This window comes from Leucobacter fengyongliangi (assembly GCF_052386045.1).
In genome coordinates, this window is sequence record NZ_CM126356.1 from 1,867,185 (window position 1) to 1,891,587 (window position 24,403).

Consider the following 24,403-nt stretch of genomic DNA (forward strand, 5'->3'; position numbering starts at 1 on the left):
CGAACCAGCCATCCACGGAAATGAAAAAATCCCAATCTTCCGAAGAAGATCAGGACTTCACTGGCTGGGGTACCTGGACTCGAACCAAGAACAAAGGTACCAGAAACCTCCGTGTTGCCAATTACACCATACCCCAAGGGCTACTCCGCAAGCAGTGCAGCACCGAGGTTCAACGATACCCCATCTGCCTCTACTTGCCAAAAGCGGGACACCCGCGCGCGCCCGCTCAACTAACTGCGCATGTAAAAAGCCGCGCGTATGGGCATCGCGCGGACGCATCCTTCACCACAGAGTTTTCACACCCACAACTTCGCCAAACGCAAGGTCTCGTGTGACCAGCGTCATAGACTCGATCACGGCTTGTGCCGCGAGCATCCGGTCGAATGGGTCTCGGTGAGTCCACTCGAGGGAACCTGCCAGAAGTGCATGATCTTCAGTAACTTCGAGCCGCTCGACACCCAGTCGATCGAGGTGTCGCGAATAGGTCGCGACCAGGGCATCAGCCTGTGGCAGCTTCCCCAGGCGGCGTTTTGTCGCCACCTCCCATGTAGTAGCGGCCGAGACGACCAGATTCGATGACTGTACAGCCATGACTTCTTTGGCTCTGTCGCCAATTCGATCAGGTTCCGTCAGCGCCCAGAGCAACGCATGAGTGTCAAGCAGGTACTTCACCCCTGCCTCTCCCAAGCTTGTAGCTCTCCCTCGGGCAAGGCGTCGAAGAACTCGCTCGGCACGGTGTAGTCGACGAAGCCGAGCTCCCGCTCCCGATGCTGCTCAAATGGAACCAACTTCGCGACTGGCGTCGACCCGCGCGAGATGATTACCTCCTGCCCTCGCTCAACTAGTGCGAGCAGAGCGGAGAGATGTGTCTTCGCATACTGAACCTTCACGTGCTCCATGTCCCAACAGTACGTTTGAATTTCAACTTGGTCAACCAAAGTTGGTTAGGTTGGCTCGCAAACAGCATCAGCGTCAGCTCAGGTCTTCCGCAATCCGGCGCACACCCCCACTGTGCAAGGTGAATTGTGCGCGCACGCGGAGCCCCTGATCCACCGCCTCATGAGCAATCGCCCGCGCCCAAGCGAGATCCTTGGAAGTCGGCCGCGCGAGGCCGGGACGCTCCCAGACGAACACGGTCGATTCCCCGCCGACCATCTGCCGGATCGCGTTCGCACGGTCAACAAGTACCCGAGAGAAAGCCACCTTGCCGAAGTCTTCGGTATTGCACAGCACATCGGGAGATCTTGGAAGGTCATCCATTGGCATGATCGGATCGAGGATACGGTGGTCGCTGCTCAAGAAGAGCATCCAAAGTTGGGTGCGAAATGCACGATCCAGCATGAGCTGCAGTTGGTCTCGCAGCTCGGTATCGGTCGGTAGTGCGCGGTCTTTCATTGGCGTGGAGTTGTGATTCATTCCTACAGCCTGCTGGTGCAGGTCAATTCCGAGTGGCAGAAGTGCCAATCTGTGGATAAGTCACCGCGGTCGGATGCCTGATCCAGGTTGTGAGCGGCGAGTGCCCTATGGTGCGCCCAGCGGAGGAGCCGCCGCGCCCGGCGAATCGAGTGCGTCGATGTAGCGCAGCACGATGCCCTCGCGCAGCGCCCACGGCGACACCGTGAGGGTCGGCACATCGAACACCTTCATCGCGGTGCGCAGCACGATCGCGCCCGCCAGAATCTGATACCCACGCTCGGGCGTGATGCCCGGCAGGTATTGGCGCACGTTCGAGGGCATGTCGCGCAGCGTCGGCTCCCACTCGCGCAGGCCGGTGTAGTGGATCGGCGCCAGATCCCCCGTCACCGGGTCTGCCGGCCCGCCCACAAGCCGCCCCAGCGACCGGATCGTCTTCGATGTGCCCACCACGCGTTTCGGCTTCGGGCGGTCGGCGAAGAGCGTGTCGCGCACCTTTGTGAACTCGGCGCGGGCGTGCGCCCGAAGCTTTGACACCGCCTCGCGCTGCGGCGGATCCTCTGGCAAAAAGTTGATCGTCGAACGGCCGGCACCGAGCGGCAACGAGACCTGCACGTCGGGGTACTCGTCGGCACCCTGCGCGATCTCGAACGAGCCGCCACCGATGTCAAACAGCAGGATCTCGCCCGCCGACCAGCCCAGCCAGCGGCGCACCGCGAGCATCGTGATGCGGGCCTCGTCTTCGCCCGAGAGCACCTGCAGCACCTGGCCCGTCTTGCGGGTGATGCGGGCGAGCACCTCTTCGCCGTTGGTCGCCTCGCGAATCGCCGAGGTGGCGGTCGCGATCAGGTCGTCGACGCCGATCTCGGCGACCGTGTCGAGCGCTTCGCGGATCGCGCCGATGATGAGCCGCTGACCCTCCTCTGTGATCGCGCCCTGCTTGTCGAGATAGCGCATGAGTCGGAGCGTCGAGCGCTGCGAGTGGTATGGCACCGGGCTCGCGCCCGCGTGCGCGTCAACGACGAGCAGGTGGACGGTGTTGGATCCGACGTCGATCACTCCGAGGCGCATCCCCCCAGTGTATGACGCGGTGCCAGCTCAAAACCGCGCTCGGGTGGACACCGACGCACGGTTCAGTGAGCGTGAACCCTGCGCGAGCGTCGCCTCAGTACGTAGGTGGTGACGCTAAGACTGCTGGCGGCTCCCCCGCCTCCCAGCCGTGGACGATCGCGGCCGTCGCCGAGACGCCAAAGCGGGTGGCACCGGCCGCCCACAGCTCGCGCACCGCGTCGGCCGTGCGGATCCCGCCCGATGCCTTCACGCCGAGCCGTCCGCCCACCGTTGCCGCCATGAGCCGCACCGCGTGCACCGTCGCGCCGCCGGCCGGGCTGAAACCCGTCGACGTCTTCACAAAGTCGGCACCGGCCTCCTCGGCGGCCCGGCAGGCCCCCACGATCTCGTCATCTGTGAGCGTGGCGGTCTCGAGAATCACCTTGAGCACCTGGCCGGGGCACGCGGCCCGCACCCCCGCAATCTCGGCCCGAACAGCGTCCCACTCCCCCGCCCGCACGAGCCCCTGGTTCACCACCATGTCGATCTCGTGCGCGCCGGCCGCAATCGCGCGGGCGGCCTCAAACGCCTTGACCGGGGCCGTGTGCGCCCCGGATGGGAACCCAACGACCGTCACAATCTCGAGCTCGCCGAGCGCGACAGGATCCACTGGGAGAAGCGACGGGCTGATGCACACCCGGGCAACCCCGAGCCGAAGCGCCTCACCGAGAAACTGGTGCAGTTCAGGTTCGGTGGTTCCCGGTGTCAGGAGCGTGTGATCGGCGATTGCGAGGAAATCCGAGGCGGTGAGAGTCACGCCTCGACCCTAACTCACGTGTCGTGTGCGTTCGCGATGCGCTGACACTCACCCGCTGCCCGCCGACCTCGCACGTGGGCAGTAGATGTCGTTTCCCCCCTGGCGGTTTCAGGGGGTTAGCGCAACACTCCAACCATTTGGAGGTTACGCACATGAATATCTTGTCCTGGGATGAACGGGAGCGCGTGTTAGTCGCGCTCACCCGTGGCATGTCCGCTTTGGAAGTGAGCCGCGCGATGGGTGTCGCGCGTACGACGCTGAGTCGTTGGGCCATACTCGCTGGCATGACTTTCACTCTGGGACACCATGGCGGTGTCGCGGCCGTTGACATGGACCGTGTGGTCACTGTGCACTCCGGTCGTGCGTATCGTCGACTCACGCTCGCTGACCGGTCCTACATTCAGGCAGCGAGGTCGTTGCCTGAGCCGCTCTCGATGCGTCGCATCGCGAGCGAACTGGGAGTGTCCGCATCGACGGTGTCGCGTGAACTCTCACAGCATGGTGTGGAGTACGCGACACAGCGAAGATATGTTGCCGAAGTCGCCCACTATCGGGCGCTCACCGCAAGGCCTCGCACACGGCCGGGGAGACTCGCAGACCCCTGGTTGCGTGTGGCGGTCATGGCAGGGTTGAACGCGAAGCATTCACCGCAGCAAGTCGCTGAACGGTTACGGTTGAAATACCCCAACCATCCGGAGAGACACGTGTCCCACGAGACGATCTATCAAGCGCTGTATGTGCAGGGCAAAGGCGCACTCCGGCACGAGCTCACCGTTGAGAAGGCATTGCGTTCGGGTCGGACCGGCCGTATCCCGCAATCGAAACTGCCGCGGCGTAGCAGCCGTCCCTGGCTGGAGGGGGCGAGACTTACCGATCGTCCCGCGGAAGCCGCTGATCGTGCGGTTCCCGGGCATTGGGAGGGCGACCTGGTGGTCGGTCCAGACAACTCGGGGCTCGTGACGCTCGTGGAACGCCGCACCAGGTATGCGCTCATCGGGCGTCTCCCGGGAAAGCGGGATTCAACGACCGTGATTGATGTTCTGCAGGATCTGGTCAAGGGTCTCCCCGCGAGTATGCGCAAGACCCTCACCTGGGACCAGGGCAGTGAAATGGCGCAGCACGCCGAGTTCACGATCGCGACTGATTGCCCAGTGTTTTTCTGTGACCCCCACTCGCCCTGGCAGCGCGGCTCGAACGAAAACCTGAATGGTTTGATACGTGATTTTTATCCCAAGGGCAGCAACTTCAACCACGTCAGTGATGTCGACATTGAGGAGATGCAACAGCTTTTGAATGATCGGCCACGGAAAACACTCGGGTACTACACGCCGCGTGAGAAACTCGAACCACTCATCACCGGTGTTGCGCTAGCAAGCTGAAACCGCCCCTGGCAAAGCGACATCTACTGCCCACTTGAGAAACCCGCGCTCAGTCGACGATCAGCTCGGTCTGCAGCGGAGTGGAGTTCGCGAAGAGATCCAGCACGGGGCAGTGCGCATCGACGGCATCCTGAAGTTCGCGGTAGCGCTCCGCGGTCTCGGGCCCACTCACCCGTACCTGCACGCTGATGCCTTGGAAGCCCGGGCGCACGGCATCGTCAAGGCCCAGGAATCCCCGCACATCGAGCGCGCCGTCGGCGGTCGCCTCGATGGTGTCGAGGGTGATCCCGAGCTTCTCGGCCCACACCCGGTAGGTGACGACCTGGCACGACAGGAGCGCGGTGAGCGCGAACTCAACCGGGTTCGCCGCGAGCCCGTCGCCACCGAGCGCTGCGGGCTCGTCAACGACGAGGCGATGCCCGCCGGCCGAGTACACGCTGCCCACCGCGCCGGCGGCCGCGCCGCTCACGCGCACGGTGAGCGCCGCCTTCGACGGGTCGGCGGCGATGCCCTGCACCCAGGCACCGAGGCTCGCGAGCTTGGTGGATCGCTCCGCCGGGGTGATCGGCGCAAACGGTGCCTGCGCATCGACTGTGGGGATTTCGGCAACGGGGATTGCGGTGGTGCTCATCAGGGTGCCCTTCTTCGGCGGCGATGTGGGTTCGCCCGGGCTGGTGCGCCGGGCGAGGATCGGGATCCGCTCTCGCGGTGTCACCCACTGTGCCTGTTCTCCCCCGCCATGAAAAGCGCCCCCGTCACCCCACGAAACGCACCGTCACGAAGCGCAACATGCCGACACAGATCGTCACGACGCGCGTTGAATCAGAGACATCTACGGCCTTGCGTCAGGGTAGATGCTGCGAGTCTCGCCTCGGCGGTTTCTCCCGTTGCGTTGAAAGAGCTTCAAATGCCACACCGGGAAGAGCTTCGAGATGCCGAGCACCACGTAGACGAGGGTGTTGATTGCGACGACGGTCGCGAAGACCGCGAACCAGTCGCTCGCCAGCCACTCCTGCGGAAACAAGATTCCTTGCACGACCATCAGGCCCGCACCTCCGTGTGTTCAGGCGTGGCATGGCTGCCAAGCGCAGCCGATCTGGACGGTTCGCCCGGCGCGCTGAGATCGACGATGGAGACCGGTTCCTCACTCACCACGTGCTCGTCAACGGAGCTCGGCTCCTGCTCCAGCGCGGTGGAGGGCGTGTGCTTAACGTGCTTCCACGTGGGCCGCTGGCCAGCGGAGATCTCGAGCACACCCTTCAGGAACGCAAGGTTCAGGAAGGAGTCGTAGATCAATTCGGGGATGATGAACACGGCCAGCACTCGGGCCTTCCACCCACCCCGCCAAGACGTGACCACGCGCTCCACGGCAAAGAGCCCGCCGATCGCGATCCAGAAGGGGAACCACACCCAGGTGTCGGTCGCAAAAATCATCAGGAAGATGAGCGCAAAGTAGGCGGCGAGAGCGAATACGCCATAGCCGATCGCAATCTGCTGCGCCCAGTACCGGAAGGTCTGCGGGGTCACCCCGTAGGCACCGAGGTTCTCGAGGGCACCGCGCTGCCAGCGCAGCCGCTGCGCCCACAGCATCCGCCAGTTGGGCATGAGTTCGGTGACAACGGAACACTCGGGTGGCGAGACCATCAGGCCGCCCAGCGACTTGATCGCGATCGTAAGTTCGTTGTCTTCCGTGAGCGCGAAGGTGTCGTACACGTCGCCGGCTAACCCGGGGATCGCGCTTCCGCGCGCCTCGGCGACTGCACGCAGAGCGCTCGCCCGAAACGCCGTGCCCGTGCCGGTCAGCACGAACACCCGGCCATCGCGGCGACGTATCTCGCGCTGGTACCTGAAGTACTCGTTGCGCTGGAACTGGCCGAGCAGCCCGTGCCCCTCCTCGCCCGAGAACAGTCCACCGACGGCCATCAGTGCGCGATCGTTCGTGAAGTACCGCTTCGCCGTCGCAATGAACTCGGCGCCGAGCTGGGTGTCTGCATCCATCACCAACACCGAATCGTTGTCGCCGAGCTCAGGCAGCAGACCCGCGAGCGCCTGGTTCAGCGCGCCACCCTTCTTGTGGGTGTTTGCGACCGTCTCAAAGACCTCCGCGCCCGCCTCGTGTGCGACGCGCACGGTGCCGTCGGTGCAGTTATCGGCGACCACGATCACCCGATCGGGCGGCGAAGTCTGCGCCCGCAACGACGCGATCGTCGCGGGCAGCGATGCCTCCTCGTTGTGGGCAGGAATCAGCGCGGTGACCGTCACCTCACCGGCAAACACTCCGCGCGTGCGCGCCATAATCTGTCGGGGTGCGAGCGAACGATCCCGCCGGTGCGGCGGGGTGCGCCGGTAGCGGCGCGAGACGATGCGTTCGGCGGCGACCACGATCAAGATCATCACGAGCGCGAGGGCAAGGGCAACTGCGAGGAGGCGCAGTTTGGGCAACTCCGTGCTGTACATCAGCGTCCACGCCCCGCCGATGGTCACCGAAACGGGATCCCACATGGTTTCAGGATGCTCGACGGTCACCGCCCACCAGAGCAGGCCCGCCGCGGCCAAGACGACCCACATGACGGCGAGCCCGACGATTCGCTGAAAAAACTTGTTCGTAGCCGCGTCCCCCCGGATGGCTCTGCTTGTCCGTTCAGACTACGCGGGTTTCCTATGATTCTGGCGCGAAAAACGCTTCGGATCAGGCCCCGAATGCCCCCACCCGTTCGACCCGGATCACCGGTTCGCCCGCTTCCTCGGAAGCGAAGAGATCCACCACCCCTTCGATCGCCCAGTCGTGGTCGCCCGCTGGGTCGTCGAGCACCTGCCGGAAGCGCCAGACTCGCTCGCCCGGTTCGCCGGTCGGCGCGCTCCCGCTCGCGCCAGCCTTGTCGATCGAGAGCAATGCAGCGGATCGCGCCTCGGCGCCCGTGCCCATCGTGTCGTACTCGGCGAAGTACGCGTCGAGCGCCGCGCCCCACGCCTGCTCGCCGAAGCCGTGCGGCCCGTCGAGCGCTACGAGCTCGTCGAGCTGGTCGAAGGCGGCCGCGCGCACCCGCCGGAACACGGCGTTGCGCACCATCACTAGGAAGGCGCGTTCGTTCGCGAGCAGCGACCGTGCGGGCGGCGCGGTATCGACCTCGGCGCGGGCCGCGATCGCCGCGCGATGCGCCTCGGGGTCGGGGTGTGCGAGTTCCTCACCCCTCGCTTCGCTCCGTGGGCTGCCGCCGTGGGCGGCACCAGTCGCTCGGCCGAAAGCGATGCTTCCGGCTTCGAGCGCCTGCCATTCGTCCAAGAGACTGGAATCCACCTGACGCACCAGCTCGCCGAGCCAGTCGATCAGCGCCGCGAGTTCCTCGCTCTTCGACTGCTCGGGCACCGTGCGCTCGATGGCGCGATACGCGTCGCTGAGGTAGCGCAGCACCGTGCCCTCCGAGCGCCCGAGCTGGTAGAACGACACCAGGTCGCGAAAGTTGAAGGCACGCTCGATCATGTCGCGCACCACCGATTTCGGGCGCAGCTCATAGTCGCGCGCCCAGGGCACCTCGCGGGTGTACGCCTCGAACGCCTCCCCGAGCAGCTCCTTCAGCGGCTGCGGGTGCGTGATCTGCTCGAGCAGCTCCATCCGCTCCTCGTACTCGATGCCCTCAGCCTTCATCGCCGCGACCGCCTCGCCGCGCGCCCGGTGCTCCTGCTGCCGCACGATCGCCCGCGGGTCTTCGAGCGTCGCCTCGATGATCGAAATCACGTCGAGCGCATACTCGGGCGAATCGGGATCAAGCAACTCAATTGCGGCGAGCGCGAACGGCGAGAGCGGCTGGTTCAGTGCGAAGTTGGCCTGCAGGTCGATCGTGAGCCTGAGCAGCCGCTGCCCCTGCGCGTCGCGGTACACGTCGACGATGCCGCCCTGCCGCAGCGTGCGGAAGATGCCGAGCGCGGTGCGGGCGTGCGCAAACTGTTCGGCCCGCGGCTCGTGGCTGCCGAAAATCAGGGTGCGCATCACATCGAGCGCCTCCCCCTCGCGCTGCTCACCGCGCGCGATCACCCCGAGCAGCATCGAGTGGGTCACCCGCATGCGACTGACCAGCGGCTCGGGCTCCGCCACGATGAGCTTCTCAAACGTCTGCTCGCTCCAGGCCACGAAGCCCTGCGGTGCGGCCTTCTTCTTCGCAGGCTTGGCCTTCTTGCCGCCAGCCTTCTGCGCCTCGGCTTTGGCAGCGGATCGCGCGTTCTCGACCTCGTGCTCGGGCGCCAGCGCGAGCACATCGCCCTCAGTGTCATACCCCGCCCGGCCAGCGCGCCCCGAGATCTGGTGAAATTCGCGGGCCGACAGGCGCCGCATGCGGGTGCCGTCGTACTTCGCGAGTGCGGTAATGACGACCGTGCGGATCGGCACGTTGATGCCCACGCCGAGCGTGTCGGTGCCGCAGATGACCCGCAGCAAGCCGCGCTGCGCGAGCTGCTCGACGAGGCGGCGATACCGCGGCAGCATGCCCGCGTGATGCACGCCCACGCCCGAGCGCACGAGCCGTGACAGGGTGACCCCGAATCCCGTGGAGAACCGGAACTCGCCGATGGCGGCCGCGATCTCGTCTCGCCCGGCGCGATCCACCAGCTTGATGCTGGCGACCGCCTGCGCCTGTTCGACCGCGTGCGACTGGTTGAAGTGCACGAGATAGGCGGGGGTGCGGCGCGTCTCGAGCAGTTCCTCAATGACCTCGTGCACGCCCTTCACCTCGTAGGCGAAGTGGAGCGGCACGGGGCGCTCCACGCCCGTGACCCGCGCGGTGTCGCGCCCGGTGCGGCGAGTGAGGTCTTCCGCCAACTCGGTCACGTCGCCGAGCGTCGCCGACATCAGCAGGAACTGCGTGTTACCCATGAGCAGCAGCGGCACCTGCCACGCCCAGCCGCGCTCGGGTTCGGCGTAGAAGTGAAATTCGTCCATCACGACCTGAGTGATGCCGCCGGTCTCGCGGTCTCGCAGTGCCAGGTTCGCGAGAATCTCGGCCGTGCAGCACAGAATCGGGGCATCGCCGTTGATCGACGTGTCGCCCGTCACCATGCCCACTCGCTCGGCGCCGAACACCTCGACCAGATCGAAGAACTTCTCGCTCACGAGCGCCTTGATCGGTGCGGTGTAGACGGTGCGGCGACCCTCGGCGAGGGCGACGAAGTGGGCGCCGATCGCCACGAGCGACTTGCCGGTGCCCGTGGGCGTCGACAGGATCACGTTCGAGCCGAGCGCGAGGCCGAGCAACGCCACCTCCTGCGCGGGGTAGAGACTGAGCCCGCGCTCCTCGAGGGCCCAGGTTTCAAACAGTGCGTGGATCTCATCAGCCTCGGGGGTCGCTCCGCTCGCGCGTGCGTCGTCGAGCATCTCGTCGAGTATTCGGCCGAGGCTCATGCAGCGTCCCGCTTCCGTTTGTAGCCCGGGAGCCGGGCTGATCCACTCGCGCAAGGCTCGGGTACCGGGCCGATCCTCACGCGGCGCGTGCTGCGCCTTCCCACTAAGCGTGTCACACCCTACCGACACCGCGTGCCAGAGTTTGCCCCGGACCCCCGCGAACCCGCGCCGACCACCGCAACCAGTCATCCAGGGGTCGCAAGTCCACCATGTTCTCCGAACGTGTGGTGGAATTAGGCCCCCTCGGCGGGGGTTGGGGAGGAAGAGGCGACCGGAGCGACAGGAGTTTGCCCAGGTAAAGTCGAAGTATGGCTACTCCGCACCTGTTCCAGCCCATCTCAATTCGCGGCATGGAGGTGCGCAACCGACTCTGGGTGCCGCCCATGTGCCAGTACTCGGCGGTGGCCGAGGGGCCCGAGCAGGGAGTGCCCAACGACTGGCACCTCGTGCACTGGGGCGCGCTCGGCCGAGGCGGCGCGGGGCTTGTGGTCGTCGAAGCGACCGCGGTCGTGCCCGAGGGGCGGATCAGCCCGAACTGCCTGGGCCTCTGGAACGGCACCCAGGAAGCCGCCTTCGCACGCATGCTTCCGGTCGCGAAGGCGCACGGCGCGAGGTTCGCGATCCAGCTCGGTCACGCGGGGCGCAAGGCCTCCACGCACCCCTGGCTGCGCGACGCCCCGGGCGGCTCGGTGCCCGAGGCTGAGGGCGGCTGGCAGACCGTCGCCCCGTCGCTTGCGGCGTTCACCGGGCTGGCCGATCCACGCGCCCTGAGCACCGACGAGGTGCGCGACGTGATCGCGGCCTTCATAGCGGCCGCCGCCCGCGCGGTGCGGGCCGGGTTTGACGCGGTCGAGCTGCACGCCGCGCACGGGTACCTGATCCACGAGTTTCTCTCGCCGCTCTCGAACCATCGCGACGACGAGTTCGGCGGCACCCCCGAAAACCGTGCCCGGCTACTGCGCGAGATCGTGCGTGGCATCCGCGCCGCGCACCCCGAACTGCCGATTCTCGTGCGTGTCTCGGGCGACGAGTGGACGGCGGGCGGCTTCGATACCGCCGCAGCCGCGCAGGTGGTCGAGTGGATCGCCGCAGACGGCGCCGACTTCGTCGATGCCTCCTCGGGTGGCAACGTGGCCGACGCGCGCATTCCTGTGGGCCCGTCATACCAAGTGTGGATCGCGCAGCGCCTGCGCGGCAACGGCCTCCCCGTCGGAGCGGTCGGCCTCATCACCACCGCCGAGCAGGCCGAGGGCATCCTCGCTAGCGGGCAGGCCGACGTGATTTCGATCGGGCGCGCGGCGCTCGTGAACCCCGCGCTGCCGCTCGAGTGGGCGCACACCCTGCGCGACGAGCACGCCGCAGACCTCGTACCCGCGCAGTACTGGCGCGCGCGCTTCTAGCCGAACCAGTACGCTCTCAGAATGGAACTCACCGAGGGGTTGCTTATTGCGGCTGCCGTGCTCATCGTGGTCGTGGCCGTGTCGCTTCTCTCGAGTCGCATCGGCATCGCGGCACCGCTCCTCCTGGTGGTGCTCGGCATGGGGGTCGGATACCTTCCCGGGATCCCACTCATCGAGATTGACCCCGAAATCATTCTCGTCGCCTTACTGCCGCCGCTCCTCTATTCTGCGGCGGTCAACGTGCCGGTTCTTGACCTGCGCCGAAACCTCGGCCCCATCGCGGGCCTGTCCGTAGCGCTCGTCATTATCTCGGCACTTGCTGTGGGAGTGCTCCTGCACTTGATTGTGCCCGCGATTCCGCTGGCAGCGGCTATCGCTCTCGGCGCCGTCGTCGCCCCGACCGATGCCGTGGCGGCCACCGCGATCGGCAAGCGCCTCGGCATGCCGCCCCGACTGGTCTCGATCCTTGAGGGCGAGAGTCTCGTCAACGACGCGACCTCGCTCGTGCTGCTCCGCACCGCCATCGCCGCGGTCGCCGGGAGCTTCGTCTTCTGGGAGGCGTTTGGCATCTTCGTGTACGCCGTCATCGTTGCCGCGCTCATCGGCCTGGCCATCGGATTCATCACGGTGTGGGTGCGTTCGAAGCTCGTGAACCCGGTCTATGACACCGTCATCTCGTTCACTGTGCCCTTCATTGCGTTCGTGCCCGCCGAGGCCGCGGGCGGCTCAGGCGTGATTGCCGTGGTGGTCGCCGGGCTCTACTCCGGCCACCATGCGGTACAGAAGCTCAACGCGAGGGCCCGGGTGAATGAGCGTCTGAATTGGCGCACCGTGCAGTTTTTGCTCGAGCACGGCGTGTTCCTACTCATGGGGCTCGAGCTGCAGGCGCTCCTCACCGATGTCGGCGCGAGCAGCTTCACCCTCGCCCACACCGGACTCATCGGGCTCGGCATGGTGATGGTGCTGCTCCTGCTGCGCATGGCGTTCATGGCCCCGCTGCTCTGGTCGCTCCAGCGCACACTCAACAAGCACCGTGTGCGAGCCGCCGGAACGAAACGCGCGGCGAGCCGAGCCCGAGAACTCGCTGACGCCGAGGCCATCACTGACACGCAGGAGATCCGGGTACTGCGGGCCGATCGACGTGCGAGGCGCAGTGCTGCAGATCTTGAGCACGCCCGCAGTCAAGGGCTGAACTGGCGCGGCGGATTCACGCTCGGCTGGAGCGGAATGCGCGGAGTCGTCACGCTCGCCGCGGCACAGTCGATCCCCACCGAGGTGCCCTACCGCTCGCACCTCGTGCTCATCGCGTTCATCGTCGCGGTTGTCACCCTGCTGCTGCACGGATTGACGCTGCCCGCGGTGGTTCGCCGGCTTCGGCCGAGCGGACCGACCCACAGTGATCGAGCTGAGGAACTCGTTGGTCTCTACACGGATCTCACGCGTGCCGGTGCCCAAGCTGTGGAGTCGGCACTCGAAAACGAGCGTGCCCTCGCGCTCGAAGACCCACGGCACCCCGAGCCGTCAGACCGCACGATTCAGCGCGCGAAGGTGAGCGTGCACGACGCGGTCGCTCCGCTTGGCTACTCGATCCCCCGCACCTCGGATACCGCGCGGTCAGCCAGCGAACAAGAGGCGCTCACCTACCTGCGCCTCGCGCGCGCCGCGCTCGAAGCCCAGCGTTCCCTGTTGCTCGAGGAGCGCGCGATCGGGCAGTACGACAGCGCGGCCTTGCGCCTCGCCGAGGAGGCGCTCGACGCGCACGAACTGCGGCTTGCTCCGCCAATCGCCGGCCACTGACCGTCCGCCTGCGTCGGCGGCCGAGCCCCGCTCGCGCCCTCAGCACTAGCCGGCGATGCGCACCGGATTCTGGTGGTGACTGAACACGATGCTCGTGCGCGTCGACGACACCGCCGGGTGTGCCGAGAGGTGCTCCATCACGAAATCGCGCACGTGATCGGAGTCGCGCGCCGCCAGGTGAATGATGAAATCCTCGACACCGCCGAGGAAGAACAGCTGCATCACCTCGGGGAGGCCACGGATCTCCTCCATGAACTCCGAAATGCGCTGGCGCGCGCCCGAGCGAATCGACACACTCACAAGCACCTGCAGCGTCATGCCGATCACGCCCGGGTCGACCTGCGCGGTGAAGCCGGTGATCACGCGTCGCGAGACCAGGCTGCGCACGCGCGCGACGCAGGTTGACGCGGCGATGCCGACGCGCTCGGCGAGCTCGGCGTTGGTCATGCGCCCGTTGAGCTGGAGCTCCTCGACGATGAGGCGATCCACCTCGTCGAGCGCTGGCTCGACTCGCAGATTCTTCGATCGTTCCACCACTGCACCCCGCGTTTCAGATGATTTGAAGTTGATTTTCAACGATTTCCGAAGAGAATTCCCCCGTAATCCACTTGAAACGAATATAGTGCAGAATCATCGCAGTTGGGAAAGTGGATCGCGCGCCCTGTTGAGGCCGCAAGACACCGCAGTGCCGCGGGCCGTGCGGATCCACACACACCCCCCTCGAAACAACACCCACCAAACACAGAAGCATCGGAGCAGCTCATGCGCGTCGGCATTCCTACCGAGATTAAGAACAACGAGAACCGTGTCGCCATCACGCAGTCGGGCGTGTTTGAGCTGGCGCGTCGCGGCCACGAGGTGCTCGTGCAGGCGGGTGCCGGGCTCGGCTCGGCGATCACCGATGCCGAGTACGAGGCAGCGGGCGCGAAGATCGTCGCCACCGCCGATGCGGTGTGGGCCGACAGCGACATGATCTTGAAGGTCAAGGAGCCCATCGCCTCGGAGTACGCCCAGATGCGCAAGGGGCAGGTGCTCTTCACCTACCTGCACCTCGCAGCGGATCGCACGCTCACCGACGCGGTGCTCGCCTCGGGCACCACCGCGATCGCCTACGAGACCGTGCAGCTCGCGAACCGCGGCCTCCCGCTGCTCGCCCCCATGAGCGAGGTCGCCGGGCGGCTCTCGGTGCAGGTCGGCGCCTACTCGCTGATGAAGGCGAACGGTGGCCGTGGCATCCTCCTCGGCGGCGTCACCGCAACCCGTCGCGGCAAGGTCGTCGTCATTGGCGGCGGCGCTGCCGGCGAGCAGGCCGCGCGCATCGCGTTTGGCATGGGCGCCGAGGTCACCGTGATCGACATCGCCCTCCCCCGACTGAAGCAGCTGGAGGACGAATTTGGCGGACGCATCCAGACCCGCACCTCGAACGCCCACAACATCAGCGAGGCACTGAAGGATGCCGACCTCGTGATCGGCTCCGTTCTGATCCCGGGCGAAAAGGCTCCGAAGCTCGTCACCGACGAGATGGTCGCGCAGATGAAGACCGGCTCGGTGCTCGTTGACATCGCCATCGACCAGGGCGGCTGCTTCGAGAACTCCGTGCCGACCACGCACGACAACCCCACCTTCCCGGTGCACAACTCGATCTACTACTGCGTCGCAAACATGCCGGGCGCGGTGCCCGAGACCTCGACCGCGGCGCTCACCAACGCGACCCTCCCCTACGTCGTCGCACTCGCCGACAAGGGCTGGGTGGCCGCACTCTCCGCCGACGAGGCGCTCGCGAAGGGACTGAACGCACACGACGGCATTCTGGCCAACGCCGGCGTCGCCGAGGCGTTCCCCGAGCTCGCGTACACCCCGTACGCCGAGATCGTCGCGAACGCGTAGTTCGCGCAGGCATGGGCCAGGCAACTCGCGTAGCCTTGCAGCCATGGATCTGAAATTCTCCTTCGGCGGGGCATCACCCGATCAACACGATCACGGTGGTGCCCCGTCGGGCATTCCGCTGCCCTTCGCCGGGGCGGCCACGTCGCTCACCCCGGCCTCCACCGTGCTCGAGGTACGCGTGACGCTCGCGGGCGAAGCGGTGATCGCCGAGGCGCTGTCGGGCAATGGGGTGTCGTATGCGCGGGCCACGCGATCCACTGTGGATCTGAGCCCCGCCGGCCTCGCCGCCGCCGTCCGTTCAGCCATCGCGCGTGCGGGGGCCGAGCTGGGCGACCCGCTCGTGGGCACGGTGTCTGCGGTGGTGCTCGCGCTTGGCGAGCAGACTGGTGCCGTGCTGGAGCAGCTCGAGCTCGACGCAACAGACCCCGCCGTCAGCGAGTCGCTGCAGGCCCGCACCGGCATCTCGGCCGGCACCCCGATTCGTCTCGAGCGCGTCGGCGCGTAGCGGCACCGGGCGGCGATCACGCAGCAACCCAGCACGACGAATTGCGGAGGCAGCAGAGCATGACGATACATGGCGGGCCCAGGCTCATGCAGGCATCGAAGCGTTCGGCGGTGCCCGCGTTCGAGGTGATGCGCATCACCGACCAGATCGCGACGCGCCGGGCCGCGGGGCACGATGTCGTCTCGCTGTGCGCGGGCGAGCCGAGCGCGCGGCCCACGCCGGGCACGCTCAAGCCCGCTGGATACACTGGCCCGCTCGGCACGACTCCGCTGCGTGAGGGCATCGCGGGTCACTACCGCAACTGGTACAACGTCGCAGTGGATCCCGCCCATGTCGCCGTGACGACCGGCTCCTCGGGGGCGTTCCAGCTGGTATTCCTCGCCGCGTTCGACCCGGGCGACCGTGTGGCGCTCGCGAGCCCTGGCTACCCCGCCTATCGCAATATTCTGGCGGCGCTGGGCGTGCAGGTCGTCGAGATCCCGACGACGATTGAGACCCGATACCAGCCCACTCCGGCGCTGCTCGACGCGGCCGAAGCCGAGCACGGCCACCTCGCGGGATTGGTTGTCGCCTCCCCCGCGAACCCGACGGGAACGATGCTGAGCCGGGCCGACCTCACCGCGCTGGTCGACTGGTGCCGCGCACGCGGCACACGCCTCATCAGCGACGAGATCTACCACGGCATCACCTTCCCCGCGGCCGCTGACCCCGATCCTCGCGGCGTCACCGCGGTGGAGCTCGACCCGAACGCGATCGTCATCAACTCGTTCTCGAAGTACTGGGGCATGACGGGCTGGCGCCTCGGCTGGGCCCTGCTGCCGCAAGATCTCGTCGGGCCGCTCGAGGCTCTGGCATCAAACTTCGCCCTCTCACCGCCCGCCCCGGCACAGGAGCTCGCGATGACCGCGTTCACCGCGGAGACCTACGCCGAGCGTGACCTCGTGGTGCAGGGCTTCGCACGCGCGCGCCAGCTGATCCTCGATGCCGCGCCCGCGCTGGACTGGGGCGTCGCGGCACCCTCGGACGGTGCGTTCTACTACTACTCCGAACTCGGGCCGCAGCTCGAGCGCTTCGGAACCGCCACCGCGTACGCGCAGGCGCTGCTCGAGCAGGCCGACGTAGCGCTGGTGCCCGGCGTCGACTTCGACCCGATCGCGGGCGACCGCGCCGTGCGCATCTCGTACGCGGCTGGCGAGGCCGCCGTGCGGGAGGCGCTCGCGCGCATCCTGGCGTTCCAGGCCCGCTAGCCCGCCCCGCCGAGGCGCCGCCCGCCACGCGCCACCCGCCACCCGCCACCCGCCACCCGCCACCGAAGAGGCGCAATACCACCACTCCGCGCGATCTTCTGGTGGAATTGCGACCCTTCGGTGAGGTAAAGAGATTGGCAGGCAAGGTTGCGGGCCATATGCGGCCCGCTGAGGCAGCGCCGCCTTCAGCGCCGCCCGCGCTCGGTGAGGCGCAGGTACCCCGAGAGCGCGGCGACACCCTCCGCGGTCGCTGGGAGCCCCGCACCAAGCCGGTCTGAGGAGACGAGATGCGCGGCCCACTGGGCTCGGCTGATCGCCACGTTCAGGCGATTGCGCATGAGGAGGAACTCGAGCCCGCGTGGCACATCCTCCGCGCTGGAGGCAGCCAGGCTGACGATCGCGATCACCGCTTCCTGCCCCTGAAACTTATCAACCGTGCCAACGCGAATCCCGCCGAGGCCCGCCGCTGTGAGCGCGCCCGAGAGGCACTCGACCTGTGCGTTATAGGCGGCGACCACGATGATGTCTGCCTCGGTGAGCTCGCGGTCTGGTTCGCCGGGCTCGGAGAGTGAGCCGCGCAGCGCCGCCGTCGCGATGCGCACCACCTCGGCCGCTTCCTCCGGCGAACGGGTGGAATTGCCCACGTGCTGCACGGGGTGCCAGTGCAGGCCAGCGGAACCCGCGCCGCGTACCTCGCGCAGCGCGGCCGTCGAGTGGGCATTCAGCCGCCCCTCGTACGCGAGCTCGGAAACGACCTCGGTGAGTTCGGGGCGCATGCGCCGCGTCTCGGCGAGAAAGTAGCCGTGACCGTCGGGGATCGTCTCGTGCGCGCCCAGCAGCCAGCCCAGCGCCGAGGTGTCCACAGGTTCGGGGTGTGACCCCTGCGACACCTGCGGCAGCTGCTGCGGGTCTCCGAGCAGCAGCAGCCGCTCGGCCGAGACCGATGCGGCGATCGTGGGCGCGAGCGAGAACTGCCCGGCCTCGTCGATCACCAGCAGGTCAAGGCTGCCCCGTTCGACCCGGGCCGCGTTGCTGAACGTCCAGGCCGTCCCGCCGATGACGCACCCGCGCCCGGCATCCCGGTGGCGCCCCACGAAGTTCAGGTGCCCGGTATCGGGCAGCACGGTGAAGGGCCTCGGCTCGCTCTTCGACGCGCCACGCTGCAGCGATTTCCCGACGAGAGTCGGGTCGAGCCCCGCCGCGACCACCCCCGCGAGTACGTTTTCGACGACCTTGTGCGACTGCCCGACAACCCCGATCCGCCACCCGTTCTGTTCAACCAGGGTGCGGATCACGCGCGCGGCCAGGTATGTCTTGCCGGTGCCCGGCGGGCCCTGCACCGCGAGCGCCGAGCGGTCGAGCTGCCGCAGGGTAGCGACCACCGCGCCAATGGTGCGGGCCTCGTCGAACCCGCCGGCTGCGGCGAGCGCCTCGGCGGAGCCTGGATCCACCAGCGGCCGCCCGCCCACGAGCCGCGGCGGCACCCGCCTGATGATGTCGACCACTGGGTCGGCGAGGAAGTAGCCCTCGTCGAGCGACTTCGCGAGGCTCGCCCCCCACTCCTCGATCGCGCCGGGCTGAGTCAGCCCTGGCGGGGGCGACCCAGGGGCGAGCGCGGAGGGGAGGGCGCTGAATGACGTGTCGCCGAGCGGGAACGTCTCGGTAACGGTCACCCCGTCATCGTCGACATCGAGGATCTCGACCCTCCGCGCGCCCCGGGCCCCGGGGGCCGCCCCGTGCTCGGCGAACGGCGGCGGGTACTCGTAGAGCGCGTACACGTTGGTACCGCCCTTGAGCGTGCTGCCCGGTGCCAGTTCGCCGCGCAGCCGCAGGTTGCGCCGCTGCGCGCGGCCTCGGGGCGGCACGTGCCAGTCATCGATGACCTCGCTCCGAGTCGCATCGACCACGAGCACATCGCGTGTGTCGGCCCAATCCTCGATGGGGTCGACGAGGCGCGCAAAGTGCGCCCACCAGAACGCCTTGTTCTCGCGGGCGTGGTAGTCGATCGCGCTCGCCGCGAGGGCCGCGGCCTTGCGATCACGCGCGTCGTCGGCCACGCTCGCGTGCATTGCCAGAGCCAGCGCGGTCGAACTCTGCAGCTTCGGCTCGCGACCCTCCTCATTCGCCTCTCCGGGGGCGAGTGGCACGACCCCGTGCTCGCGGGCCAGCCGCAGCAGCCAGTCGCGCAGGCGGAGTGTGGAGACGCAGTCGTAGCGGTTGTATGCGGCGATGTCGGCGAGGCGCCGCTCACCCTCCGCCTGATCCACCGCCGACAGAGAGACGCGCAGCGCGCTTGCCTCCGCGTACTCAACCACCGAGTCGCCTGCGTTCGTCACTCCGGACTCGTCTCGCAACTCGTCGCCCATGTACAGCGGCTCGAGCTTCTTGATGGAATACGAGCGGGAGCCGACGCGCAGCGCCTGGCGCACGATCGGGTACAGGTCAACGAGCACGTGCTCGCGCAGCAGCTGGTCGACCTCCTGCTCGCCCACGCCGTGCCGGGCGGCGATGCTCGACAGGTGGGTGCGCTCGTACGACGCGTAGTGATAGATCTTCAGCTCGGGAAACCGCGCGCGCCGCTCGGCGACGAAGCTGAGAAAGTCTTCTAGCGCGCGCCGCTCGGCATCGAGATTGTGCGCCCAGATCGTGAAGAACTGCTCGTGCACATCCACCATGCCAAACAGATAGTCGATGCCCCAGCGCGCGGTGCCTTCCGCCCCGGGTTCGCGGTACATCGGGTCGCCTTCAAAATCGAAGAATAGGTCGCCCGGATTCGGTGCCGGGATTGCGGCAAGCGCCGCCGGGTCGATCACCCGTACCGGGGGCGCCTCCCCCGCCACCGCCGCCATCTGCACCGCGGCCTGCGCGGCGATGCGCGCAAGCGCGGCCTGGCCGATGCCAGAGACGGCGAGCGCACCCGAGGCAATCTCGGGGAGCGCTGCGGCGACCTCATCGATGGTGGTGAGCCCGGCAGCGAACAGGCGGTCGCGTTGCGCGTTGCGCAGCCCCGCAATCAACAGTGGATCACGCACCCGTTCCACCTCGGGCACGCACACCTCGCAGCGGCCACACGCCATCACGCCTGCGGCACCCCAGGCGAGCGGCTCGGCGCTCTCGCGTCGGCCGTCCGCTCCGACCGCCGACGCCCGCTCGAGCAGGATTTGATGCAGCCGGTCGCGGCGGGAGCGAAACACGGGGGCGATGTCGGCGAGCTTGTGCTCGCTGCGCGCCCCGTCGCCCAGCACGAGCACCGCCCAGGGTGCGACCGGCACGCCGATGCGCTCGAGCTGCTCGGCATAGGCCGCGAGCTGCAAGAGCGCTGTCACCTTGGCCCGGCGTGCGAGTTTCGAATCTTGCACCTCGTATGCGCCGTCCGGGGTGCGCGCTAGAAAATCGGCGAAGCCCACGAACCCGATGGCCGGGTCGCCGATGCGTGGATCGGCCGGGCGCACCTCGGGGTCGAAGAACGTGGCCTGAAACACAATGTCGGCATCGCCCAGCAGTGCGCGCCGACTCAGCTCGGCGAGCGCGGTCAGCGCCTCCGGGGTCATGGCGCCGCGAGGCGGGAGCTCGACGACCCCGCCGGGCTCGCCCGCCGATCCGCTGCCGAACTCTGCGACATAGCTCGCGAGCACCCGAGCCTCGTGAGCCTCGCCAAGCTTGGCCGCCCGAGCGAGCATCGCGTCGTCGTTGTCGGGCACCTCGATGTCGCGGCCGAGCCTGCGGTCAACGCGGCGCAGAAATGCGAACTCGCAGGTGCTCGCCGCGGTCAGGTCGCTCGCGCTTGTGACCAGCCGAATGTCATCGCCCGTGAGGTGCTGCACAAACATGCGGATTCCCTTCGCTGGCCCGAGCTGCTGTCGCCGCCGGGGGTCATTTCGAAGCTACCTCAGGCCTCCGACATGTTGCATAGGCTATGCTGGAAACCAGTGATGCCTTTCTTGGCGTCACGCGTCGCTTTCACCGTACCGCCCGCTCTACGAGCCTGGGCGCCGTTCGGCCGGATCTGCGGCGAACGGAAGCGCGATCCCGCGCCTTCGAAATATCGGCAGCGACGCGCAGACACTCACGATCACACGATCGAATTGAGCTGCGCACGGCATGCCACCAGCATGAAAGGTCCCAGTGACCACTCCTACCTTCGCCGATCTCGGCGTGCCCACCGCCCTCGTTCACGCACTCGAAAAGACCGGCAAGACCGAGGCCTTCCCGATTCAGCGCGACACCCTGCCCGACACGCTCAAGGGCCGCGACGTGCTCGGCCGCGGCCGCACCGGCTCGGGCAAGACCATCGCGTTTGCGATCCCGCTCGTTGCGAACATCGCACAGGATGTCGACAAGAAGCGTCAGCCGAACCGCCCCCGCGGCATCGTGCTCGCCCCGACCCGCGAGCTCGTCACGCAGATCGCCGAGACCGTGAAGATGCTCGCCGACCCGGTGGGCGTGCGCGTCACCACCATCTTCGGCGGCGTGCCGCAGCGTCGTCAGGAAATCGTACTCGAGCGCGGAGTCGACATTATCGTCGCAGCCCCCGGCCGTCTCGATGACCTGATGAAGCAGGGCCTGGTCAACCTCGACAGGGTCGAGATCACGGTGCTCGACGAGGCGGATCACATGGCCGACATGGGCTTCCTGCCCGTCGTCACCCGCATCATGAACAAGACCCCCCAGCAGGGGCAGCGTTTGCTGTTCAGCGCGACCCTCGACAACGGGGTCGACAACATCGTGAAAAAGTACCTGCACGATCCGATCATGCACTCGGTCGACAGTGCCGAATCGCCCGTGCCCCAGCTCACCCACCACGTGTTCGAGGTGCAGAGCAAGGCCGGCAAGGAAGCCCTCATCGAGGCACTCGCCTCGGGCACCGGCCGCCGCATCTTCTTCACCCGCATGAAGCACCAGGCGAAGAAACTCGCGAAGCAGCTCACCACCGCCGGGATTCCCGCGGTCGAGCTGCAGGGTAATCTCTCGCAGAATGCGCGCGATCGCAACCTCGCCGAGTTTGTGAGCGGCGAATCACGCGTGCTCGTCGCGACCGACGTCGCCGCCCGCGGCGTGCACGTCGACGGGGTCGAGCTGGTCGTGCACATCGATCCGCCCGTTGAGCACAAGGCGTACCTGCACCGCTCGGGCCGCACCGCGCGTGCGGGCAACGAGGGCGATGTCGTGACCGTGGTGCTGCCCGAGCAGCGCTCCGAGATGCGTCAGCTGCTGAAGGCCGCGAAGATTCAGGTCACCCCGCGCCCCGTCACGGCCGCCGATGCCGAGGTGGTGTCGTTGATCGGCGAGGTCGCTCCGCGGATGGATCCGCGCGAGATCGAGCGCAAGCGCAATGAGGCTCACGTCGCGCAGCAGCGTGCCGCTGGTCACAACCCGTCAGGCGGGGGCCAGTCGCAGGGCGCCAACGCGAAGCGGAAGCGCTCGCGCGGCGGTCGAGGCGGCCAGGGTGGCCAGGGCGGCGGCCAGGGTGCAGCAGCTGGCCGTTCGGCTGCGTCCGGTCAGTCGGGTCAGTCGCGTGCGCAGGGTCAGCCGCAGGGCGGCCAGCGTCGCGGTGCAACCAGTGGATCCGCGCCGCGCCGCGCGGGCAGCACCGGCGGGGCGATGTACTCGACCAGTTCCCAGGCCTCCGCACCGCGCAGCCAGGGCTCGCGCCGCGCGCAGGGCTGATCCACCGAGAGGTCGCAATTCCACCACCCCGAGGGGGAACACGGTGGATTTGCGACCCCTCGGCGCGGGGCACGAGCGCGGGCGCGTGGCACGAGCCCGCGAAGTGGGCACGGGGTTCCGAGTTAGCCCTCGAGCTGGTCTCCGTCGAGGTAGACCCAGCGGGACTCAGTCCCCGCAGCGCCGCCAACGCGCGCACTTCCCGCACCAGCGGCCGCACCCCAACCTGAGCGCGACTCGCGCACGAAACGGCTCCGCTCGCGCTGCGACACGCGACCCTCCGGGGTGCGCGCGATCGCCGTGAACGTCACCGTACCCGCGTCATCGAAGGGGCCGCCCGCAGTGGTTGCCTCAATCACTAGGCGTCGCCACTCCCAGCCCGGGTCGAGTTCGAGGTCATCCGGGCGCGTGGACGAGTGCCAGGTGTCGAACAGGTACTCGGCCTTCCCCAGGGCGAATGCGCTGTAACGCGAGCGCATCAGGCGTTCCGCCGTGGGTGCGGCCGCGCCGGCATGCAGGGGGCCGCAGCACGCCCCGTACGCCTCGCCGCGCCCGCAGGGGCAGGGTTGATCCACCGAGAAAAGCGGGGTGTCACCGTCTGCCAGAGCCATGCCACGAGCCTAGAGCAGCGGGAGTTCGCGCGAAGCGCACGAGCACGGCAGAATAGAATCAACACCAGACGCGTGCGGCGACGTGCCGCGCCCGACATCGCATCACCGCGAGGAGAACCGAAGTGAAGACTCTCACCCGTATCACCACCGCCATCGTCGCGGTCGTCGTGTCGCTCTTCGTGGCGGCTCCAGCGTTCGCCTCCGAAGACGGGGGCGAGAAGTTCGACCCTCGCGAGCAGTTCTCCGCGGCCGGTGACCCGGTGAACGTGGTCGCTATTCTCATCGTCGGAGCGATCCTGCTGGTCGTCATACTCGGGGCATCCCAGGTGGTCGGCAACCTGTTCGAGAAGAAAGACGCCTAACCTTGAACACCGCCGCGCGACTTGAGGCACTCACCTACGAGACGATCGAGTTGCAGGTTCGCGATGCGATCCTCACGGTCACGATCAATCGCCCGGAGGTGCTCAACGCGCTCTCTCCGCAGGTGATCGCCGAGTTGCGCCAGGTCTTTGGCGAGCTACGCGAATCGCTCGGCCAGCCGACTCTGCCCGGCCAGCCCGGCGGAGAGGCAGCCGAGCAAGCCGCAAACGACTGGTCGATCCGGGGTGTCATCTTCACGGGCGAAGGCAGCAGGTCATTTGTCGCCGGCGCCGATATCTCGGTCATGCGCGACATGACCCCCGAGCAGTCGGCACAGTATGCGGCGGGCGCGCAAGAACTCACGAGCTGGATCGAGACCCTCCCGGTGCCCGTCATCGCGGCGGTGAACGGATTCGCCCTCGGCGGGGGCTGCGAGCTCGCGATGGCGTGCGATTTCATCTACGCGAGCGAGAATGCAAGCTTCGGACAGCCAGAGGTCGGTCTCGGCTTGATCCCCGGGTTCGGCGGCTGCGTGCGCCTACAGCAGTACGTCGGGATCGCGGCGGCGCGAGACCTGATCTTCACCGGCCGCCGTATCGATGCCTTCGAGGCCGAGAAACTCGGCCTCGTGGCCCACGTCTTCCCCGATACCGGGGCGCTTCACGTCGGCGCTGAGGAGGCCATGCGGCTCATCGCGAAGCAGTCACCAGTGGCCGTGGCGATGGCCAAGCGGGCCGTGCGCGCCACCCAGTCGTTGCCCACCGACCAGGGGCTCGTAATCGAACGTGAAGCGTTCGCCGCCTGCTTCGGCACGGGCGACATGATTGAGGGCACGACCGCCTTTGTGGAGAAGCGCAAGCCAAACTTCCCCGGCAACTAGT

Annotated in this window: 21 protein-coding genes and 1 tRNA gene; 9 read left to right on the forward strand and 13 right to left on the reverse strand. The window is 67.4% G+C overall.

What is annotated here, in order from left to right; genetic code table 11:
- Positions 1 to 61: 61 nt before the first annotated feature.
- From ACTNFK_RS08910 to deoC, 6 genes are all read right to left on the reverse strand, one after another.
- Positions 62 to 136, reverse strand: a tRNA-Gln gene (locus ACTNFK_RS08910).
- A 146-nt stretch (positions 137 to 282) separates the two neighbouring features.
- The gene (locus tag ACTNFK_RS08915; RefSeq protein ID WP_435937753.1) at positions 283 to 672 is read right to left on the reverse strand and encodes a type II toxin-antitoxin system VapC family toxin; all 390 of its coding nucleotides are present in this window, start codon (positions 670 to 672) and stop codon (positions 283 to 285) included.
- The gene (locus tag ACTNFK_RS08920) at positions 669 to 899 is read right to left on the reverse strand and encodes a type II toxin-antitoxin system Phd/YefM family antitoxin (protein WP_435937749.1); all 231 of its coding nucleotides are present in this window, start codon (positions 897 to 899) and stop codon (positions 669 to 671) included. The genes ACTNFK_RS08915 and ACTNFK_RS08920 overlap by 4 nt, the downstream gene beginning before the upstream one ends.
- Before the next feature lie 73 nt (positions 900 to 972).
- Positions 973 to 1,416 carry a hypothetical protein gene (locus ACTNFK_RS08925; RefSeq protein ID WP_435937748.1) on the reverse strand — a complete coding sequence of 148 codons (444 nt, stop codon included), beginning with the start codon at positions 1,414 to 1,416 and terminating at the stop codon, positions 973 to 975.
- 105 nt (positions 1,417 to 1,521) lie between these two features.
- Positions 1,522 to 2,484, reverse strand: a complete 963-nt coding sequence (locus ACTNFK_RS08930) for a Ppx/GppA phosphatase family protein (protein ID WP_435937747.1) — start codon at positions 2,482 to 2,484, stop codon at positions 1,522 to 1,524.
- Positions 2,485 to 2,578: 94 nt separating this feature from the next.
- Positions 2,579 to 3,280 carry a deoxyribose-phosphate aldolase gene (gene deoC / locus ACTNFK_RS08935; RefSeq protein WP_435937746.1) on the reverse strand — a complete coding sequence of 234 codons (702 nt, stop codon included), beginning with the start codon at positions 3,278 to 3,280 and terminating at the stop codon, positions 2,579 to 2,581.
- A gap of 152 nt (positions 3,281 to 3,432) precedes the next feature.
- On the opposite strand from deoC, the gene ACTNFK_RS08940 reads away from it, so the two are divergent.
- The gene (locus tag ACTNFK_RS08940; protein ID WP_435936932.1) at positions 3,433 to 4,659 is read left to right on the forward strand and encodes an IS30 family transposase; all 1,227 of its coding nucleotides are present in this window, start codon (positions 3,433 to 3,435) and stop codon (positions 4,657 to 4,659) included.
- Between the two features lie 49 nt (positions 4,660 to 4,708).
- On the opposite strand, the gene ACTNFK_RS08945 is transcribed toward ACTNFK_RS08940, so the two are convergent.
- The 4 genes from ACTNFK_RS08945 to ACTNFK_RS08960 all read right to left on the reverse strand — a co-directional run bounded on the left by ACTNFK_RS08945 (position 4,709) and on the right by ACTNFK_RS08960 (position 10,051).
- Complete coding sequence (locus tag ACTNFK_RS08945) at positions 4,709 to 5,290, reverse strand: OsmC family protein (RefSeq protein ID WP_435936931.1); 582 nt, start codon at positions 5,288 to 5,290, stop codon at positions 4,709 to 4,711.
- Between the two features lie 201 nt (positions 5,291 to 5,491).
- Positions 5,492 to 5,701, reverse strand: coding sequence for a hypothetical protein (locus tag ACTNFK_RS08950; protein ID WP_435936930.1), 210 nt, complete (start codon positions 5,699 to 5,701; stop codon positions 5,492 to 5,494).
- Positions 5,701 to 7,227: a glycosyltransferase family 2 protein gene (locus ACTNFK_RS08955; RefSeq protein WP_435936929.1), complete on the reverse strand. Its 1,527-nt coding sequence runs from the start codon at positions 7,225 to 7,227 to the stop codon at positions 5,701 to 5,703. Before ACTNFK_RS08955 ends, ACTNFK_RS08950 begins: the two co-directional genes overlap by 1 nt.
- A gap of 121 nt (positions 7,228 to 7,348) precedes the next feature.
- Complete coding sequence (locus tag ACTNFK_RS08960) at positions 7,349 to 10,051, reverse strand: DEAD/DEAH box helicase (RefSeq protein ID WP_435936928.1); 2,703 nt, start codon at positions 10,049 to 10,051, stop codon at positions 7,349 to 7,351.
- A 308-nt stretch (positions 10,052 to 10,359) separates the two neighbouring features.
- Here ACTNFK_RS08960 and ACTNFK_RS08965 point away from each other — a divergent pair, with 308 nt between their 5' ends.
- Both ACTNFK_RS08965 and ACTNFK_RS08970 read left to right on the forward strand, forming a co-directional pair.
- Positions 10,360 to 11,451: an oxidoreductase gene (locus ACTNFK_RS08965; RefSeq protein ID WP_435936927.1), complete on the forward strand. Its 1,092-nt coding sequence runs from the start codon at positions 10,360 to 10,362 to the stop codon at positions 11,449 to 11,451.
- Positions 11,452 to 11,472: 21 nt separating this feature from the next.
- Positions 11,473 to 13,248, forward strand: a complete 1,776-nt coding sequence (locus ACTNFK_RS08970; RefSeq protein ID WP_435936926.1) for a cation:proton antiporter — start codon at positions 11,473 to 11,475, stop codon at positions 13,246 to 13,248.
- Between the two features lie 45 nt (positions 13,249 to 13,293).
- Here the strand turns inward: ACTNFK_RS08970 and ACTNFK_RS08975 are convergent, their stop codons facing one another.
- Positions 13,294 to 13,785: an Lrp/AsnC family transcriptional regulator gene (locus tag ACTNFK_RS08975; protein WP_435936925.1), complete on the reverse strand. Its 492-nt coding sequence runs from the start codon at positions 13,783 to 13,785 to the stop codon at positions 13,294 to 13,296.
- A 225-nt stretch (positions 13,786 to 14,010) separates the two neighbouring features.
- Here ACTNFK_RS08975 and ald point away from each other — a divergent pair, with 225 nt between their 5' ends.
- The 3 genes from ald to ACTNFK_RS08990 are packed head-to-tail and all read left to right on the forward strand — an operon-like array spanning position 14,011 to position 16,887.
- Positions 14,011 to 15,135 (forward strand): alanine dehydrogenase, encoded by a 1,125-nt coding sequence (gene ald, locus ACTNFK_RS08980; RefSeq protein WP_433646936.1) that lies wholly within the window; start codon positions 14,011 to 14,013, stop codon positions 15,133 to 15,135.
- A gap of 43 nt (positions 15,136 to 15,178) precedes the next feature.
- Positions 15,179 to 15,640 carry a hypothetical protein gene (locus ACTNFK_RS08985; protein WP_433646935.1) on the forward strand — a complete coding sequence of 154 codons (462 nt, stop codon included), beginning with the start codon at positions 15,179 to 15,181 and terminating at the stop codon, positions 15,638 to 15,640.
- Between the two features lie 59 nt (positions 15,641 to 15,699).
- On the forward strand, positions 15,700 to 16,887 hold the full coding sequence (locus ACTNFK_RS08990; RefSeq protein WP_435936924.1) for a pyridoxal phosphate-dependent aminotransferase: 1,188 nt from the start codon (positions 15,700 to 15,702) through the stop codon (positions 16,885 to 16,887).
- 185 nt (positions 16,888 to 17,072) lie between these two features.
- On the opposite strand, the gene ACTNFK_RS08995 is transcribed toward ACTNFK_RS08990, so the two are convergent.
- Positions 17,073 to 20,717, reverse strand: a complete 3,645-nt coding sequence (locus ACTNFK_RS08995; protein WP_435936923.1) for a TM0106 family RecB-like putative nuclease — start codon at positions 20,715 to 20,717, stop codon at positions 17,073 to 17,075.
- Between the two features lie 295 nt (positions 20,718 to 21,012).
- On the opposite strand from ACTNFK_RS08995, the gene ACTNFK_RS09000 reads away from it, so the two are divergent.
- Positions 21,013 to 22,554, forward strand: a complete 1,542-nt coding sequence (locus tag ACTNFK_RS09000) for a DEAD/DEAH box helicase (RefSeq protein ID WP_435936922.1) — start codon at positions 21,013 to 21,015, stop codon at positions 22,552 to 22,554.
- Positions 22,555 to 22,676: 122 nt separating this feature from the next.
- Here the strand turns inward: ACTNFK_RS09000 and ACTNFK_RS09005 are convergent, their stop codons facing one another.
- Complete coding sequence (locus ACTNFK_RS09005; RefSeq protein WP_435936921.1) at positions 22,677 to 23,162, reverse strand: YchJ family protein; 486 nt, start codon at positions 23,160 to 23,162, stop codon at positions 22,677 to 22,679.
- Between the two features lie 122 nt (positions 23,163 to 23,284).
- On the opposite strand from ACTNFK_RS09005, the gene ACTNFK_RS09010 reads away from it, so the two are divergent.
- Positions 23,285 to 23,524: a hypothetical protein gene (locus tag ACTNFK_RS09010; protein WP_435936920.1), complete on the forward strand. Its 240-nt coding sequence runs from the start codon at positions 23,285 to 23,287 to the stop codon at positions 23,522 to 23,524.
- A 2-nt stretch (positions 23,525 to 23,526) separates the two neighbouring features.
- A complete protein-coding gene (locus ACTNFK_RS09015; RefSeq protein WP_435936919.1) occupies positions 23,527 to 24,402 on the forward strand; it encodes an enoyl-CoA hydratase/isomerase family protein in 876 nt (291 codons plus the stop codon).
- The last annotated feature ends 1 nt before the right edge of the window (position 24,403 follow it).

Coding starts and splice junctions, on each gene's coding strand:
- ACTNFK_RS08920 (WP_435937749.1), bottom strand. CDS start 899: ATGGAGCACGTGAAGGTTCAGTATGCGAAGACACATCTCTCCGCTCTG.
- ACTNFK_RS08925 (WP_435937748.1), bottom strand. CDS start 1,416: ATGAATCACAACTCCACGCCAATGAAAGACCGCGCACTACCGACCGAT.
- ACTNFK_RS08930 (WP_435937747.1), bottom strand. CDS start 2,484: ATGCGCCTCGGAGTGATCGACGTCGGATCCAACACCGTCCACCTGCTC.
- ACTNFK_RS08940 (WP_435936932.1), top strand. CDS start 3,433: ATGAATATCTTGTCCTGGGATGAACGGGAGCGCGTGTTAGTCGCGCTC.
- ACTNFK_RS08945 (WP_435936931.1), bottom strand. CDS start 5,290: ATGAGCACCACCGCAATCCCCGTTGCCGAAATCCCCACAGTCGATGCG.
- ACTNFK_RS08950 (WP_435936930.1), bottom strand. CDS start 5,701: ATGGTCGTGCAAGGAATCTTGTTTCCGCAGGAGTGGCTGGCGAGCGAC.
- ACTNFK_RS08955 (WP_435936929.1), bottom strand. CDS start 7,227: ATGTGGGTCGTCTTGGCCGCGGCGGGCCTGCTCTGGTGGGCGGTGACC.
- ACTNFK_RS08960 (WP_435936928.1), bottom strand. CDS start 10,051: ATGAGCCTCGGCCGAATACTCGACGAGATGCTCGACGACGCACGCGCG.
- ACTNFK_RS08965 (WP_435936927.1), top strand. CDS start 10,360: ATGGCTACTCCGCACCTGTTCCAGCCCATCTCAATTCGCGGCATGGAG.
- ACTNFK_RS08970 (WP_435936926.1), top strand. CDS start 11,473: ATGGAACTCACCGAGGGGTTGCTTATTGCGGCTGCCGTGCTCATCGTG.
- ald (WP_433646936.1), top strand. CDS start 14,011: ATGCGCGTCGGCATTCCTACCGAGATTAAGAACAACGAGAACCGTGTC.
- ACTNFK_RS08985 (WP_433646935.1), top strand. CDS start 15,179: ATGGATCTGAAATTCTCCTTCGGCGGGGCATCACCCGATCAACACGAT.
- ACTNFK_RS08990 (WP_435936924.1), top strand. CDS start 15,700: ATGACGATACATGGCGGGCCCAGGCTCATGCAGGCATCGAAGCGTTCG.
- ACTNFK_RS08995 (WP_435936923.1), bottom strand. CDS start 20,717: ATGTTTGTGCAGCACCTCACGGGCGATGACATTCGGCTGGTCACAAGC.
- ACTNFK_RS09005 (WP_435936921.1), bottom strand. CDS start 23,162: ATGGCTCTGGCAGACGGTGACACCCCGCTTTTCTCGGTGGATCAACCC.